Genomic DNA, 16,362 nt, shown 5'->3' on the forward strand with positions numbered 1-16,362 from the left:
GAAAACAGCTTCAAGTTTATTCTGTGACATTTAGATACTCTAATACACCTTTAACAGCTTCTTCACCTTGGTCAATACAATCAGGAAGTCCTACGCCGCCGTAAGAGGCACTGGCTAAAAAGACACCTGGCAATTCCGATTTAATATGCTTTCTAATCGTCTCTAGACGCTGTTTATGTCCCACTGTGTATTGCGGCATTGAATCCTTCCAGCGCGAAACAACAGCAAACTCAGGCTGCATGCCAATATCCATAGTCCGGCTTAAATCATCAAGAACAATCTGTATAATTTGATCATCAGAAAGATCAACGATGGTTTCATCTCCTGCTCGTCCTACATAACAGCGCAGCAGCACCTTGCCTTTTGGAGTAGAATGATCCCATTTTTTGTGTGTCCATGTACAAGCAGTTATAGAATAATCTCCATTTCTAGAGACAACAAAGCCCGTTCCATCAATATCTTTTTTTATCGCTTCTTCAGGAAATGCCAGTGCAACGGTTGCAACAGATGTTGAGGGTACAGACTTGAAAGGGTCAAAAAAGCGATAGTCCGCGAACATCGATTGTGTTATTTTATGCGGTGTTGCGGCAACAATACAATCAGCTATCAAGGTTTCACCGTTATTTAGATTAAGTTCATATTGTGAATTTGTCTTGGTAATTTTATCGACTCTGTGCCCTTTTAATATAGAATTTGGTTCTAGTTTCGCTTCTATAGCTTCAGCAAAGGACTGAAGGCCAGACTTAAAGGTTAAAAACGCACCATTTTTCTTCTCAGCCGGTTGTTGTGTTTTCGGTTTTGACGGTGTGTTTTTTTTCATCCCTAATATCAGGCTTCGATATTTTTGTTCAACCTCATAGAATTGCGGGAAGGTCGACATTAGGCTCATTTGATCAATATCACCAGCGTAAATACCCGATAATAACGGTTCAATTAAATTTTCAACCACCTCATCGCCCAGCCTTCTTCTAAAAAATACACCTAAGGACTGGTCTGTATTTCCTTCAGATCTTGGTAAAACAAAATCCGCAGCTGCTCTTAGTTTTCCTGGTATTGAAAACAACCCTGTCGTAATAAATGGTCCTATCTCAGTAGGGATTCCCATAATGGAACCCCCAGGCATCGAATAGAGCTTATCCTTTACAAGAACATAGGATGTCCCTGTCGAATTTGATACGAGTTGCTCCTCCATCCCTACTTCCTTAGCCAGTCTAATCATGCTCACTTTTCTTGCTAAAAAGGAATCGGGACCTCTTTCAATGGTGAAACCGTCTCTTATAACGGTTTGCATTTTACCTCCGAGACGTTGTGATGCTTCGATCAGTTTGATTTCAAGAGGCAGCTTTTTATCATTAATGATTTTTTGAAGGTAGAATGCCGCAGTAAGGCCCGCAATTCCGCCCCCAATAATGGCTACCTTCCTTTTTTCTTCCGTCAAGGATGTCACCCTTCTTTCTTTAATCTTAATTCTATCAGTTGGCTATTTTTTCTAAAATAACTGTAGCCATTGCATCAATTAGATCAGCATGTGCGTTCGGCATTTCAGGACGATAGTAACTCGCTCCTACTTCCTCGGCAACAACCCTACACTCGTAATCGTTATCATAGAGGACTTCTAAGTGTTCGCACACAAACCCAACCGGCGCATAAACAAATGCTTTATAAGGATGTTCTTTTGCTAAGTCCCGAGTCAAATCTTGAACATCTGGTCCTAACCATGGATCTGGTGTGTTCCCCGCACTTTGCCAGCCAATTGCATAATTACTAATTCCAGCCTTTTTTGCAATGAGATCAGCAGTTTCCTGAAGCTGATTTGGATATGGATCACCAAATTGTAAAATTTTTTCCGGAAGGCTATGGGCTGAAACAATCATCATAGCGTCGTTTTTTTCCTCTTGAGGCATTTGGTCATAAATTTCTTTAATTTTATCTGCCCAGTAATTAATGAATTTAGGTTCATCATACCAGCTATCAATGGAAGTGATAGTCATTCCTCCCAGTTTATCTGCTTCTTCCTTTGCCCTGTTATTATAGGACTTAATACTAAAAGTTGAATAATGAGGCGCTAAAACGATACTTACAGCCTCTTTAATTCCATCTGAATGCATTTCCTCAACGGCATCCTCAATAAAAGGTTCAATATGCTTTAAGCCCAGATACATTTTGAACTCTATTTCATCTTGAACTTGATTTAAATGTTCTTCAAGTTTTTTTGCCTGGTCGATTGTAATTTTAGCTAATGGTGATATACCGCCAATTGCTTCATAGCGATTCCTTAACTCATCAATCATTTCTGGAGTAGGCTTTCTGCCATGCCGAATATGTGTATAGTAACGTTCCAAGTCATCTAAGTGATATGGGGTTCCGTATGCCATTACGAGTAATCCCATTTTCTTTTTCGTCATCTTCCGCACCTCATTTTTAAGTCTTGCTGCCGTTTTCCAAGTTATAAGTATTTATCCAAAAAAATGGCTCATATCAGGATTTAGAGGGCCTCTAATTGTTTAGGGCCCTCTTTTTTCATGCATATTATATTGTGCCAAAAAAACACTTATCTTACCAATATTAACACTCGAAGACCGTATTTATCTGCTAAGTTTAGATGCAGAATACTCATGGACAAATGAGGTTAATTTTTTTAACGTTGCTGGGTTTACCGACGGGAAAACACCATGACCAAGGTTAAAGATATAGCCGCCCTCTGCCATTCCCTGGTCTAAAATAGCTTTAGCTCTTTCTTCAATCACTTCCCAAGGTGATAACAGGATTGCTGGGTCAAGATTCCCCTGAACGGTTTTATGAATCCCCATCTCTCTTGCTTGTTGGATCGGCAAACGCCAGTCCAATCCAACGACATCAAGTGGTAGGTCATTCCACTCTAGAGCAAGATGACTCGCACCTACTCCAAACATAATTAGTGGAACATTCTCTTCTTTAAGTTCTGTAAAAATTCTAGTCATGACTGGCTTAATAAAGTAGCGATAGTCCTCAACATTCAAAGCTCCAACCCAGGAATCAAAGATTTGAATGGCTTTTGCTCCCGCCTTAATTTGTGATTTCACATATGTAATGATCATATCAGCAAGTTTATCCATTAATGCAAACCATGCCTTAGGCTCAGAGTACATAAAAGCTTTTGTCTTATTATAGTTTTTTGAAGGTCCGCCTTCAATCATGTAACTTGCGAGCGTAAAGGGAGCCCCAGAGAACCCAATTAAAGGTACAGACAATTGTTCTTGAGTTAATAATTTAATCGTATCTAATACGTAAGGTACGTCCTCTTCAGGATGAATTTCCCCAAGTTTTTCAACATCTGCTAATGATGTGATTGGATTGTCAATGACAGGACCAATCCCAGATTTTATTTCAACCTGCATACCAATCGCTGGCAGCGGTGTCATAATATCTTTATAGAGAATAGCTGCGTCAACATTGTACTGCTCTACTGGAAGGCGGGTTACATACGCACATAACTCAGGCTGGTGAGTAATTTCAAACAATGAGTATTTTTCTTTAATTTCTCTGTACTCTGGCTGTGACCTTCCTGCCTGACGCATGTACCAGACTGGCACGTGATCTGTCTTTTCTCCTCTTGCTGCTTTTAAAAATGTATCGTTGATTTGCTTCGTCATGTAAATAAATCCACCTTTCAAAAGACATGTCTCGTTATATTTTAATATATGTAGCCAAAAATTAAAAACTTTATAGAGTACATAGCACTGTTTTCACTATATCGATTATTCCTATTGGTGTATAGGTTACGGTACTAAGTGTCAAAAAAAAGTCGTTTTTAATTTATTTATTTTATTCAAATCCCTTTCACCACTTTTATACAAAGTCATATTCTGTATTACATCAAAAGGGCGGATACCTACCTATATTTTGTCCTTTGATGATGATGAAAGGAGGTCACAAGTATGCTTGTCGAGCTTTCAGCTCTCCATTGGATATATGTTGTCTTTATTGTTCTTATTATTGGATTTATGGTCAAACGTAGAGATACCACCCTTATTTGTATCCTTGGAATATTCCTTATTGCCATAACTGCGACGGGCTCTTTAAGCAGTTCAGTTAGTAGTATATTCAACAGTTTTATTTATGCGATAACCGAGTTGCTATCAACTATCTTAGTCATTTCCATTATTGTAGCAATGAGCAAAACCTTAACTTCTACCGGAATAAACGATGTAATGATTTCACCTTTTACAAAATTAATTCGTAACCCTGCACTCGCCTATTGGACAATTGGTATCTTAATGATGGTCATTTCCTGGTTTTTCTGGCCTTCCCCAGCTGTGGCACTATTAGGAGCTGTGCTACTTCCTGTCGCCTTACGGGCAGGTCTTCCAGCTTTGGGTGTTGCCATGGCAATGAATTTGTTCGGGCACGGTATAGCCTTATCAGGGGATTATGTGATTCAGGCTGCACCGAAATTAACATCAGATGCAGCTGGAATTCCAATCGGTGATGTCATCAGTGCCAGTATTCCATTAGTAATAGTTATGGGGGTTGTGACTACTATTGCCGCCTTCTATTTTCTAAGAAGAGATATGAAAAATGGTGTCCTGCAACCAACTCCATATGTGCCTGCGGAATCAACGGAAGAAACAACTTCCGAAAAAAATCTCCTTACTATTGGTCAAAAGCGATTCTTTGCCATTCTCGTTCCGATTTTATTCGTCATTGACGTTGCTGGTATGTTTATCCTTGACCTGACTGGCGGCGACGCAACCGCTTTGATTGGGGGAACATCTATTATTATCCTCCTTCTAATAACCATGGTCAGCCATAAAAACAAAGGTCTTGAAAAAACAACAAGCTATTTAATTGAAGGGTTCACATTTGGTTTTAGAGTTTTTGGTCCGGTCATCCCAATAGCGGCATTCTTCTATTTAGGTGACGCAGGTTTTGGTAAGATAATCGGCGACTTTTTACCAAATGGTTCGCAAGGTATCGTAAATGACCTTGGTATTGCGTTAGCGAATATTGTTCCATTGAGTAAAGTGGTCGGAGCAGTGACACTAACCACTGTCGGAGCGATTACGGGACTGGATGGCTCCGGATTTTCGGGAATATCACTTGCGGGGTCAGTCGCAGGCTTGTTTGCAGCTGCCATTGGTAAAGGAGTAGCCACTCTTGTTGCACTTGGTCAAATTGCAGCCATCTGGGTTGGCGGCGGAACATTAGTACCTTGGGCGTTAATCCCTGCAGCAGCTATTTGTAACGTTGACCCTTTTGAGTTAGCAAGGCGAAATCTACTTCCCGTTGCTATTGGTCTTTTTGTTACAACGATCGTGGCAATGTTTCTAATATAAAAAAGAGGCCACCGCCTCTTTTTTGTGGTTACTTTTTCAGTTTCTTTTTAAAGAAATTGTAAATGTAGATAGAAGCCAGCACCCATATATAGCCAAAGGCAAAACCTCCAATGACATCTGTAGGGTAATGAACTTGAAGAATGATTCGACTTGCTCCAATTAAAAACAGCAACAGTACGGCTAGGATGATAACCATTCTTCTCGCTTTCGCTGATTTCATATCCTCCAGCACGAGATAGGCAATAAAATAATAGAAGATTAATCCTACCATTGCATGTCCGCTTGGAAAACTTAAGCTATCCACATGTGCCAGATGGTCAAGCTCTGGTCTTGGACGTGCAATAAGTTCCTTTAGAAGTTTATTGACTTCATTTCCTAAGGCAACACATAAAGCTATGGCTGCAGCGCCTAATAGATTTCTCTTAATAAGCAATAACCAGCCTATAACAATCAAGGCGACAATGCCAATCCCCTTCTTATCCCCTAGTTCCGTTAATATAAGAAAAAACGGGTTAAATATATCTGGTACATAAGCAAATAAGTCCGCTAGTTTTTCATCCAGCCAAAATGTTTGTTTTGTAGCTACTTTAATAGAGATATAGATTGCTATTACAACAGTAAAACCTAAAGATAAGTATATAGACGTGTTCCTCTTATTCACCATTATGTTTTATGATCCTTTCTCTAACTAAACTCTATAAAATTATAAAGAAAACTTACTTTTAAATCTACATAATAGTGTAAAAGTGTTAAAATAGTTTGAAAATAGGATATGGAGGATTTCATATGTTGAAGGAATTGTTTTCAAAATTAGAAGATTACTATGAAGATATGGTAACAATTCGCAGGTTCATGCACCAGCATCCAGAATTGTCCTTTCAAGAATATAATACCGCCCAATATATAAAGGAATTTTATAAAAAACTCGGGGTAGAAGTAAAAGGAAATATTGGAGGAAATGGTGTTGTAGCCAAAGTTTACGGTAGTAAGCCAGGGAAAACGGTCGCATTAAGGGCAGACTTCGATGCTTTACCAATTCATGATGAAAAAGATGTACCTTATAAATCCTTAGTTCCAGGTGTGATGCATGCGTGTGGTCATGATGGACACACTGCCACTCTTCTTGTTCTTGCAAAGGTACTAAATGAATTGAAAGCTAACCTTGAAGGAAACTATGTCTTTATTCATCAACATGCTGAAGAATACGCACCAGGGGGAGCCATTACCATGATTGAGGATGGCTGCTTAGAAGGTGTTGATGTGATATTTGGAACTCATTTATGGGCCAGTGAACCGACCGGTACCCTCCAATATCGAACCGGTCCAATCATGGCGGCAGCTGATCGTTTTGAAATTGAGATTCAGGGCAAGGGCGGTCATGGTGCACAGCCGCATAAGACCAAGGATACCATTGTCACTGCTTCCCAGTTAGTTATAAATCTGCAGCAAATTGTCAGCCGAAAAGTGAATCCAGTTGAGTCTGCGGTTGTGACAGTGGGCTCCTTTATGTCAGAAAATGCATTTAATGTAATCGCAGATAAAGCAAAGCTTGTTGGGACAGTCCGTACTTTTAATGATGATGTCCGCCAATACATTGAAGAAGAAATGGAAAGAATTATCCAGGGTACATGCCACATGTCTGGCAGCACCTATAAGTTTTTATACGAGAGAGGTTATCCAGCAGTAGTCAACCATGCGAAAGAAACAGAATATCTGATTTCTGCGGCTAGGGAAGTTCATGAGGTGATTACGATTGAGGAATCTGAGCCACAAATGGGGGGAGAAGACTTTTCCTATTACTTAAAGGAAGTTCCAGGAACCTTCTTTTTCACAGGGGCAAAACCTCCTGGTGGAACGAGAGGCTATCCTCACCACCATCCAAAGTTTGATATTGATGAGAACGCGATGCTAATAGCTGCAAAAACGCTTGGGACAGCCGCAATAAAAATCCACCAGTTGTAAATAAACCAAGCCCCTGAACTCGTTTAAAGTTCAGGGGCTTTTGTTAGGATTCTTAACCTATATGCGTTCATGGCTGTTTCTCCCAAGTGTTTGAGAAGATTATTATTCGCATATGCGCCTACAAATGCACCAATTCCAGGCACTAACTGGAACATCTTAACAAGATCAATATAATCTCTATATTCCTGTTGAAATTTACGCCAATCCATTTCAACGAGCTCTTCTTTCCTTGCATCCCAGTTTTCAATTTCAGCTAATGTTTCGCGACGGATATCATCACTTGAAAACGCAAGCTGAAAGATATGAAGGATAAATAGCCGCTCTTCAAATTCCTTCGTGTTAAAACCATATATTGCTGCCGCTTCAAATAGAAACTTCATCTTAATGGAAAGCAGTAACGGAAAATCGGCAAGACCTAGGAGGATTCCTCCAGCACCTGTCCCCGCTCCTTCAACCAAGGCCGTTTTTTGAAAGGTTGCCGTCTTTTTTCTCATTAATTCATCTCGTTCTTCAAGCGTCATCCCAGAGGCTTGGTTTGCGTTGGTCGTGAGCTGTGACCCAAATAAGGTGGTTTTGACCATTCCCTTTATGCTTTCGGTCATCACCTCGTGAACCTTTTCCGGGATCATTTCATTTATTTTCCCTTGCGCTTTTTTGGATATTCGATTCATCATCCCTGACCGCCTGGTTAATTTTCTTTTCCATTCGACCACTTCACCATATACCTTCAGCTCATATTCTTTCATGCTCCCACTCCCCTTTAGCAACAAGATATTAGGGTTGTTTCCAATCCATTCATGCTTTTAGTCTTTTCTTACTATAAACATTTACAAATAAAAAACTAAACAGCAATCCAGATAGGAGGATTATTAACGAAAACATCCACTCCCCTTTAAACAAAATAATAACTGTAAATATAAAAGATTGAATGCTCAGAATCCTCATAAGAAGAAGATGAAAAGCAGTTGTTTTGTGGTCTTGGCTCACTGGATATAAATCTATCCAAAGCTTATTTTGGTGATGATTCCATAATGGCAGCAGTTGGAATCCCGTTAAATAGATAAATAAGAGAGAAAGCACGATTTGTCCTGCACCAAAGGAAATAAAATACAGTGCAAGTCCACCTATTACCGTTAATCGAATAAATAGACCTAAATAATCGGATGATCTCAAGAATGTTCTTGCGAATAAATAATTATAGGTTTTATCTTGTGAGAAGGAAATCTGATTAATCAACCAGTCCAGCCATTTTCTTCTTTTTACCGCATCTTTTAATTTCGGTACATCAGTAAATAAGTTAGCTAACCGATAAAAGGACGCCATCCGTTTCTCTTCTTTCTCAATCAGCAGATCCCATTTTAATCCCATCTTCTTCGTTCGTACATTAAAGGAGTAAAAGTAGAAAGCCAAAATAAATACAAATATCAATAAGAAAAGAACATTTGCGTCGTTAAATAACAAAAAGGTAAATATTACATTTATGAAATACCGAACAAGCATGTCCCAGCGATAAACGGATGGCTGCACATAGTAGTGAATCTTCCAGCTGACGGAAATATTCCATGCTTTTATTGCCAACAGGATGATTAGGAAAATAAAAAATGATTGAAAACCGTTTGCGCTCACATGTGCATACATTGGCATCAAGATAGCTAAAATCATTAATAAAATGTATCCTTGAAAAATTAAACTAATCAACCCAGATCGCAAAAAATAAACTTTTAATCGTGTTTCAAGCGGAATTAAAAACACTTGATCTGCTTCAAGGAGAAACGTATATACCGGGCTGTGAGTTAAAAATATCCCTAAAATAACAGCAATAATCATCTCTGCAGGAAACTCCTGAGACAATGAGCTTATCCAATTTTGATAATAAAAAGCAGCCGTTCCAACTAAAAACAGCAAGACCACGACTAGGTGGCCATTAAGGATATATCGCAGATAAACACCAAATTCTTTTAATCGATGGACAGATCTATCTTTCCATAGCTTTTTCTCATCAAACATAATTTTCTTCCTTCGTTAATTGGATATACAAATCATCTAAAGAAGCTCCAGGCATCGAGAATTGTTCTCTCAATTCAGTTAGAGTACCTTTTGCACGAACCTTTCCTTCATGGATAATAACGAATCTGTCACAGTACTTTTCGGCTGTGGCAAGAATATGGGTCGACATTAATATGCCTGCCCCGTTTTCTTTCATCTTTTTCATTAAGTCAAGCAATGATTGAATTCCAAGCGGGTCAAGACCAACGAATGGTTCATCAACAATATACAGGGAAGGCTGCACCAAAAAAGCGCACATAATCATTACCTTTTGTTTCATTCCTTTAGAAAAATGAGCCGGAAACCATTTTAGTCTTTTTTCCATTCGAAATTCAGTTAATAACTGACCAATTCTGGTTTTATATGTAGATTCATCTAAGCCGTATGCCATTGCCGTTAATCGCAAATGTTCTTCAAGGGTGAGTTCTTCATATAGTACTGGTGTTTCCGGAACAAAGGTGAACATCTTACGATAAGCTTCCTTATCTTCCGTAATAGAACGTCCATTTATTTTCACTGCTCCACTATGAGGCTCCATTAAACCGATGATGTGTTTAATACTTGTACTTTTCCCGGCACCATTTAGACCGATTAATCCAACCAATTCTTTTTCATTTACTTCAAACGTTACATCTTTTAGAACTGGATTCCTTGTATATCCACCTGTAAGGCTTTCAATCGATAATAAAGGCATATACCCCATCCTTCCATAGCTTGATAATTACCTTACATTTTACCAAATCACAGACCATAAAAATAGGAATTCAATTTTTTGATATTTTTTTGTATATTTCCAGTCAAACGGGTTATCATAATATTCGAAGGGGAAACACCTACTCGATGAAGTGATTCATCAAAAATTTGAAATGAGGTGTCTGTCAAAGACATTTAACTTTTCAAACATGTAGCTTCTAATCGTTTCAAATAAGGGGATGGTTGTTTTGCACAAGTTGCCTGGTAACCATTTAGAGTTCAAATAACACCAGCTATTTATCAAAAAAATAAATGAGGTGTTTACAGCAGATTATCATCCGTTTTTATAAGTTGGTTAAACATATAAAAACAACATAGGGGATGGTCAGCTTGAACAATAATTACTGTTTATAAAAAACACTAAATTGTCAAATGAGGTGTTTATCAAACGTAATTCCTGAATGAACGTATAAATTGAAGCAAGTCCCCTTCGAGAGGACAGGATTCCATGCGGATCCTGTCTCTTTCTTTTTTTATAGCTAAAACATATGGTAAAATACGGGTATAAAACCAATAAAGGGGTTGTGCAGTAAATGAGTGATTGTATCTTTTGTAAAATTATTAACGGGGATATCCCAGCAGCAAAGGTGTATGAAAATGAACATATTTTAGCCTTTCTTGATATTAGTCAAGTAACAAAAGGACATACATTGGTCATTCCTAAAGTACATAAAGAAAATTTGTATGAATTGACTCCAGAAAATGCTAAAAACCTTTTCGAATCTGTACCTGAAATTGCAAATGCACTAAAAAAGGAATTTAGCCCGCTCGGTCTAAACCTAGTTAATAATAATGGGGAAGATGCAGGGCAAACCGTTTTTCATTTCCATATTCATTTAATTCCACGCTATGGTAAAGGAGACGGATTTGGCGCTGTTTGGAAAACCAATACAAGTGATTATACTCAAGAGACACTACAGGAGATGGCAGCGAATATTAATAAGCATTTCTAACAACGGATTAAATTATCTGAAAATTATATCTTTATTATTTTTATATTCCTGTGATATAATGATAACAAGTTTTTCGCTGCAGGCACCTGAGCGCACTGCAGGATGAACAAATAGCTAAGTATAGCAGAGGAGAGATGAGAAATGAATACAAAGAATCTAGTAGTCCTATCACTTTTGGCGGGAATGGGGGTAGTTTTGCATACGGTAATGCCAGCCTTCCTTACGATTAAACCAGATATGATGCTTGCCATGATGTTCCTGGGAATTATTCTTATTCCAGAAATTAAAAGTGTTATGTTATTGTCTATTGTGACCGGAGGACTATCCGCACTCACAACCGGTTTTCCTGGTGGTCAACTTCCAAATATCATTGATAAGCCCATAACTGCGTTAGTCTTTTTTGGTTTATTTTTGGCGTTAAAGCACTACCGAAACTCCATTATTAGTGTTGCCGTCTTAACTGCAATTGGGACATTGGTTTCAGGATCTGTCTTTTTGGGATCAGCATATTACATTGTAGGCTTACCAAGTTCTTTCACAGCTTTATTTGCTGCTGGTGTTTTACCTGCAATTGCACTGAACACAATTATTATGGTTATTTTGTATCCAGTTGCTCTTTCAGTAGTAAAAAGAACTAAGACATCATCTATTGTCATCTCAAAATAACACAAAGGAAAAGAACCTGGAGAAAGGTTCTTTTCTTTCTATAACATCAAATTAATGATTAAAAGCTAGATAAAATAACACTAACAAGCAAAATGATTACGCCGACGCCTGCTAACGCTGCCGCTCGTTTTTTTAAAACTTGTTTAGGTGGATAAAATCCTGGCCTCTTTAAAGCTAGAGCATTCCAAATTGCACCGGCGAATAGCAAAATACTTAGCAAAAAAAGGACCGAAGTAACAGCTTTCATATACTACCCCCTATAGAATACGCAAGAGTTGATACTATCATTAATATGTTTTACTGTCCTTTCCTATGTAGAATATTCAAAAGGTTGGCATTATTTAGAGAAAAAACGTAAAATAAAGAAGAATTATTTTTTCAGATTTGTACAAAAAGTAAAAAAATATAAATATCAAGCAGAAAAAAACGTAATTTCTAAAAATTTTGTGAATTTACATCTTTATTAATTTTTATTTTATTGGCATAATGTTAATAGAGAAATAAAAAAGTAGGTGAAATTGGGGATGTCGGAGAAACAGTATTCAATGAAAGAAGCGATGCTATTTAGCCAGAGGATTGCACAATTAAGTAAAGCCCTGTGGAAATCAATTGAGAAAGATTGGCAGCAATGGTTAAAACCTTTTGATTTAAATATTAATGAACATCATATCCTTTGGATTGCATACCATCTAAATGGAGCATCTATTTCGGATGTAGCAAAATTTGGTGTAATGCATGTATCAACAGCGTTCAATTTTTCAAAAAAGTTAGAAGAAAGAGGTTTGCTTACATTTTCAAAAAAAGAAAATGATAAACGAAATACGTACATTCAGCTCACCCCTAAAGGTGAAGAGATCTTTCTTCGTTTAATGGAATCCTATCACCCCAGTGGCAATGCTGCATTTGTTGGTGCCCTGCCATTAAGAGATTTATATGGGAAGTTTCCTGATATTATTGAAATGATGGCGATTGTTCGAAATATCTATGGTGAAGATTTCATGGAAATCTTTGAACGATCTTTTCATAATATTGAAACAGAATTTAACGAAAATGATGGAAAACTTAAAAAGTCAGAAAAAACAGAACAAGAACTCTCTTAAAGACATTTAGAAAACTCTGTAAAAAGGGGTTCGAATAGTTGTTGTTTTAAACAAGCATGAACAACTTCCTTTGCGTTAAGTTTTTCCGGTAAAGAATATAGAAACTCACTGAAAAGCGGATGAAAATTTATAAACCCTTCCGCTTTTTGTTCTTCCATTTTTATGTTCAGATTCTCACATAGCAAATTGAATGCCTCTACTTCATGTTCGGTTAACCCATTCTCTATCACTAATCTATAGAATTCAAGATTGGGGGTACCCAGCAACTTTAAAAGTAACTTTTGATGGTATTCGAGAAGATTCATTCGGGCTTGTAATTCAACGTATATATCCATTGAGTTCGACCTCCGGTCACTGCTTTACATTCCTACGTTCATTATTTACCGTTTACAAGCTAATGTAAACCTATTCTTGAATTAGAACAGATAATAATCTTTTCAGCGTTTTTATTTCAATTTATTTCCTACTTTTCTACCATTCCTTTTAACTATCTTTTTTTGTTAATTTTTGATAATGTATTAACATATAATGAACATCAGGGAGGGAATCGATGATGATCTCCACTTTTATTGTTTTAGCCATTTTTATTTTATTCTACATTAACAAAATGACCAATTCCCTTTGTATACAAAAAGATATACCGGAAGAACGTCAGCATAAAGTATTTCGTACAATAAATGTACTTGTCACGATATTATTAATTTCATCCTATGTTGAAATTTTGTATACATAGGCTTACTTTATGTAATGTTTTAATGTTACAAAAAAATAGAAGCGATGAGAATTTTCTCATCGCTTTTTATTTTGTTTTGTTTTCGGATTATAGCCAAGAAGCTCCAATAATTATTAACAGGATGAAAAGGACTACGATTAACGCAAATCCTCCACCATGGAATCCAGTTCCAGACACACAATTCTCCCCTTTCTTAAATGGTAAAGCTGTTGTCTGCATCAGGTGTTACCTTTTTATTAAAACCAAGATGCTCCAACAATAATCAATAGAATGAATAGGACTACAATCAATGCAAATCCTGCTCCGTATCCGTGTCCACCACTCATCGTAATACCTCCTTTATTATTTACTACGATATACTATTCAAGCTGTATTCATTTCGTCTAGGCGCTTACCTTATTTTCTTTGGAAAAAGTCCACCTTTTTCTTATTGGGGATTAAACCATAGAAAACATGACATCTTGTTGATGGGCACTTGAATAGATCTCTTTTTTGTTACATGTTATCGTATGTACGAATTCTCGGGTTCGCAATGGGTAAATGCCCAAAATTCTGAAAACAAATACACAGAAATTTTTTGCAGTGGTTGTCATTTATGTTATAGTATAGTTTGTGGACAAAAACCCACAAGAATTTACTGTTTAGGAGAGGTACAACATGAAAAAATGGATGTTAGCCCTTACATTAGCTGGCGGGGTTATTGCCTTAAGCGCGTGTAATCAAAGTAGCGGTTCTACAGTCGCAGAAAGCAGTGCTGGAGATATTACAAAGGATGAACTTTATGAAGCAATGAAGGAAAAAGTGGGAGCACAAGCTTTACAGCAGCTTGTCTATGAAAAAGTCCTAGCTGAGAAATACGAAGTAACCGACAAAGAGTTAGATGCAAAGGTTGCTGAATTAAAGGAGCAGCTGGGAGACAACTTTGAAGCTGCGCTGGCACAATACGGTTACGCAGATGAAGAGGATTTTAAAGAAACGATGAAACTTGGTATGATGCAGGAAAAAGCTGCCATGAAGTCTATAAAAGTAACAGACAAAGAAGTTAAGGAATACTACGACAACTACAAGCCTGAAATCAAGGCTCGTCATATTCTCGTTGCGGATGAAAAAACGGCATTAGAAGTTAAGCAAAAGCTTGACGCTGGCGAAAAGTTTGAAGATGTAAGCAATACCTATTCTACTGATGAAGCGGCTAAAGCAGCTGGCGGTGACTTAGGATGGTTTGGTGCTGGAGCAATGGATCCAGATTTTGAAGCTGCAGCATATGCCCTCAAAAAGGATGAAATCAGCGGCCCAGTAAAGAGCTCATTTGGCTATCATATCATTCAATTAACGGACAAAAAGGAAAAGAAGTCCTATGAAGAAATGAAAGATCAAATGGAAAAAGATTTAAAATCTTCAAAATTAACAAACGAAAAAATTAACGAAGTGATGCAAAAGGAAATTGAAGATGCAAAAGTCAAAATAAGTGATAAAGACTTAGAAAGCGCACTTGATCCTGCAGCTTCTGCAGCACAATAAGAAAGCCAAAGAGAAGGAACTCGGGTGGAGTCCCTTCTTTTTTGTATCTATTCGGCAGTAACTCTTTCTCCTTCACGGCGTTCTTTTTCTTGTTCAAGCCGAGTTAAATAAATTTCTCCCTCTTTTTCAATATTCTCCATTTCTAACATACGTTCTTCTCTGCCCGTTTTGATTGCCATCAAGGCGCTTATTACGATACCAACCACGACTGCATATACCCAAATAGGAATAGTCATTAATTATTGCTCCCTTCGTTAGTGGTTGTCCACTTTTTTATACAACATATTCGATTTACCGATAATTATTCATACTGCGTACAAAAAAAATAACCCAATTGATGGGTTATTTTATTTATGAAATATAGGTTTGTAGAATGAACGGTTGTCTAAGGCAAATACACGTTCAGTAAATTCTCCAGGTTTCACTCTTTCTAATGCACGATCGAGCATGTTCATTTTTGCGTCAAGATTATCGATATAATGGAGAATTTCTGCTTCTTTAATTAATGGCGGCTTTGGACTTCCCCACTCAGCCTTCCCATGATGACTTAGTACGAGGTGCTTTAGGATTAACACTTCCTCACCAGATATCCCAAGTTCTTCAGCAGCTTTGCCAATTTCATTTACCATAATGGTAATATGACCTAGTAAATTTCCTTCCACAGTATAAACAGTGGAAATTGGTCCTGATAATTCAACTACTTTCCCCATATCATGTAATATCACTCCAGCATAGAGCAAGTCCTTATCAAGACTAGGATAGAGTGTAGCAATTGATTTCGCTAGGTCGAGCATACTAACAACGTGATAGACAAGTCCTGACACAAACTCATGATGATTTTTCGTAGCTGCAGGATATTCTAAAAAAGCCTTCTGATGTTTTTTCAATAAATGGCGGGTAATTCTTTGGATATTTGGATTTTTCATATCAAAAATATATTGTGTCAGCTTACTAGTCATCTCTTCTTGGCTTAATGGTGCGGTTTCTAAAAAGTCTTCCAATTTTACTGAGTCACTAGGTCCTGTTCTTCGAATCTGCCGGATTTTCAGCTGGCTTTTACCACGATAATTATGGGTATCCCCAATAATTTTAACAATATTTTGCGCGGTGTAATTCTTTTCATCCTCTTCATTAGCGTCCCAGAGTTTCGCTTCTATCTCACCACTTTGATCTTGAAGAATAAGTGTTAAGAATGGCTTTCCATTACTGGCAATCCCTTTTGTGGCACTTTTAATAAGTAAATACAGATCAACCTGTACTCCGAAATCATAATCTAGTATTCCTTTAGTCATCTGTCTCTCTCCTTCCCAATA

The 16,362-nt window shown here is 37.6% G+C and carries 20 protein-coding genes; 7 read left to right on the forward strand and 13 right to left on the reverse strand.

Going from position 1 to position 16,362, the window contains the following annotated elements; all coding sequences use genetic code 11:
• Nucleotides 1-16: 16 nt before the first annotated feature.
• The 3 genes from hemY to hemE form a co-directional block, all read right to left on the reverse strand.
• Nucleotides 17-1,438 (reverse strand): protoporphyrinogen oxidase, encoded by a 1,422-nt coding sequence (gene hemY, locus ABC255_RS23810; protein ID WP_412997383.1) that lies wholly within the window; start codon nt 1,436-1,438, stop codon nt 17-19.
• Between the two features lie 34 nt (nt 1,439-1,472).
• Nucleotides 1,473-2,405 carry a ferrochelatase gene (gene hemH, locus ABC255_RS23815; RefSeq protein ID WP_412997385.1) on the reverse strand — a complete coding sequence of 311 codons (933 nt, stop codon included), beginning with the start codon at nt 2,403-2,405 and terminating at the stop codon, nt 1,473-1,475.
• 180 nt (nt 2,406-2,585) lie between these two features.
• Entirely contained in the window at nt 2,586-3,632 is a 1,047-nt protein-coding gene (gene hemE, locus ABC255_RS23820) for a uroporphyrinogen decarboxylase (RefSeq protein WP_335532738.1), read from the reverse strand.
• 285 nt (nt 3,633-3,917) lie between these two features.
• On the opposite strand from hemE, the gene ABC255_RS23825 reads away from it, so the two are divergent.
• Nucleotides 3,918-5,315, forward strand: coding sequence for a hypothetical protein (locus tag ABC255_RS23825; protein ID WP_412997387.1), 1,398 nt, complete (start codon nt 3,918-3,920; stop codon nt 5,313-5,315).
• Between the two features lie 28 nt (nt 5,316-5,343).
• On the opposite strand, the gene ABC255_RS23830 is transcribed toward ABC255_RS23825, so the two are convergent.
• Nucleotides 5,344-5,976, reverse strand: a complete 633-nt coding sequence (locus ABC255_RS23830) for a phosphatase PAP2 family protein (protein ID WP_412997389.1) — start codon at nt 5,974-5,976, stop codon at nt 5,344-5,346.
• A gap of 125 nt (nt 5,977-6,101) precedes the next feature.
• On the opposite strand from ABC255_RS23830, the gene ABC255_RS23835 reads away from it, so the two are divergent.
• A complete protein-coding gene (locus ABC255_RS23835; RefSeq protein ID WP_412997390.1) occupies nt 6,102-7,277 on the forward strand; it encodes a M20 family metallopeptidase in 1,176 nt (391 codons plus the stop codon).
• Between the two features lie 23 nt (nt 7,278-7,300).
• Here the strand turns inward: ABC255_RS23835 and ABC255_RS23840 are convergent, their stop codons facing one another.
• Genes ABC255_RS23840 through ABC255_RS23850 form a run of 3 tightly spaced genes read right to left on the reverse strand, consistent with a single transcriptional unit; the run spans nt 7,301 to nt 10,017 of the window.
• The gene (locus tag ABC255_RS23840; RefSeq protein ID WP_412997391.1) at nt 7,301-8,023 is read right to left on the reverse strand and encodes an EcsC family protein; all 723 of its coding nucleotides are present in this window, start codon (nt 8,021-8,023) and stop codon (nt 7,301-7,303) included.
• Between the two features lie 49 nt (nt 8,024-8,072).
• Nucleotides 8,073-9,284, reverse strand: a complete 1,212-nt coding sequence (locus tag ABC255_RS23845; protein ID WP_412997392.1) for an ABC transporter permease — start codon at nt 9,282-9,284, stop codon at nt 8,073-8,075.
• On the reverse strand, nt 9,277-10,017 hold the full coding sequence (locus ABC255_RS23850; RefSeq protein ID WP_412997394.1) for an ABC transporter ATP-binding protein: 741 nt from the start codon (nt 10,015-10,017) through the stop codon (nt 9,277-9,279). Before ABC255_RS23850 ends, ABC255_RS23845 begins: the two co-directional genes overlap by 8 nt.
• Nucleotides 10,018-10,609: 592 nt before the next feature.
• On the opposite strand from ABC255_RS23850, the gene ABC255_RS23855 reads away from it, so the two are divergent.
• Nucleotides 10,610-11,029, forward strand: coding sequence for an HIT family protein (locus tag ABC255_RS23855; protein WP_335535839.1), 420 nt, complete (start codon nt 10,610-10,612; stop codon nt 11,027-11,029).
• Between the two features lie 141 nt (nt 11,030-11,170).
• Nucleotides 11,171-11,695: a tryptophan transporter gene (locus ABC255_RS23860; RefSeq protein ID WP_335535838.1), complete on the forward strand. Its 525-nt coding sequence runs from the start codon at nt 11,171-11,173 to the stop codon at nt 11,693-11,695.
• A gap of 58 nt (nt 11,696-11,753) precedes the next feature.
• On the opposite strand, the gene yhzF is transcribed toward ABC255_RS23860, so the two are convergent.
• A complete protein-coding gene (gene yhzF, locus ABC255_RS23865) occupies nt 11,754-11,942 on the reverse strand; it encodes a membrane protein YhzF (protein ID WP_412997397.1) in 189 nt (62 codons plus the stop codon).
• 277 nt (nt 11,943-12,219) lie between these two features.
• Between yhzF and ABC255_RS23870 the strand changes: the two genes are divergently transcribed.
• Entirely contained in the window at nt 12,220-12,795 is a 576-nt protein-coding gene (locus ABC255_RS23870; protein ID WP_412997399.1) for an HTH-type transcriptional regulator Hpr, read from the forward strand.
• Here the strand turns inward: ABC255_RS23870 and ABC255_RS23875 are convergent.
• Entirely contained in the window at nt 12,792-13,130 is a 339-nt protein-coding gene (locus ABC255_RS23875; RefSeq protein ID WP_412997401.1) for a DUF1878 family protein, read from the reverse strand. The genes ABC255_RS23870 and ABC255_RS23875 overlap by 4 nt on opposite strands.
• Before the next feature lie 218 nt (nt 13,131-13,348).
• Here ABC255_RS23875 and ABC255_RS23880 point away from each other — a divergent pair, with 218 nt between their 5' ends.
• Nucleotides 13,349-13,528, forward strand: coding sequence for a hypothetical protein (locus ABC255_RS23880; RefSeq protein ID WP_335535844.1), 180 nt, complete (start codon nt 13,349-13,351; stop codon nt 13,526-13,528).
• A gap of 87 nt (nt 13,529-13,615) precedes the next feature.
• On the opposite strand, the gene ABC255_RS23885 is transcribed toward ABC255_RS23880, so the two are convergent.
• Entirely contained in the window at nt 13,616-13,705 is a 90-nt protein-coding gene (locus tag ABC255_RS23885; protein ID WP_179158486.1) for a YjcZ family sporulation protein, read from the reverse strand.
• Between the two features lie 59 nt (nt 13,706-13,764).
• A complete protein-coding gene (locus ABC255_RS23890; RefSeq protein WP_179158254.1) occupies nt 13,765-13,854 on the reverse strand; it encodes a YjcZ family sporulation protein in 90 nt (29 codons plus the stop codon).
• 331 nt (nt 13,855-14,185) lie between these two features.
• Here ABC255_RS23890 and ABC255_RS23895 point away from each other — a divergent pair, with 331 nt between their 5' ends.
• Nucleotides 14,186-15,049: a peptidylprolyl isomerase gene (locus ABC255_RS23895; protein ID WP_412997403.1), complete on the forward strand. Its 864-nt coding sequence runs from the start codon at nt 14,186-14,188 to the stop codon at nt 15,047-15,049.
• A gap of 47 nt (nt 15,050-15,096) precedes the next feature.
• Here the strand turns inward: ABC255_RS23895 and ABC255_RS23900 are convergent, their stop codons facing one another.
• Nucleotides 15,097-15,285: a sporulation YhaL family protein gene (locus ABC255_RS23900; RefSeq protein ID WP_412997405.1), complete on the reverse strand. Its 189-nt coding sequence runs from the start codon at nt 15,283-15,285 to the stop codon at nt 15,097-15,099.
• A 111-nt stretch (nt 15,286-15,396) separates the two neighbouring features.
• On the reverse strand, nt 15,397-16,341 hold the full coding sequence (gene yhaM, locus ABC255_RS23905) for a 3'-5' exoribonuclease YhaM (RefSeq protein WP_412997407.1): 945 nt from the start codon (nt 16,339-16,341) through the stop codon (nt 15,397-15,399).
• Nucleotides 16,342-16,362: the final 21 nt, after the last annotated feature.

The organism is Neobacillus canaveralius (genome assembly GCF_047237705.1).
GTDB classification, from domain to species: domain Bacteria; phylum Bacillota; class Bacilli; order Bacillales; family Cytobacillaceae; genus Neobacillus; species Neobacillus niacini_K.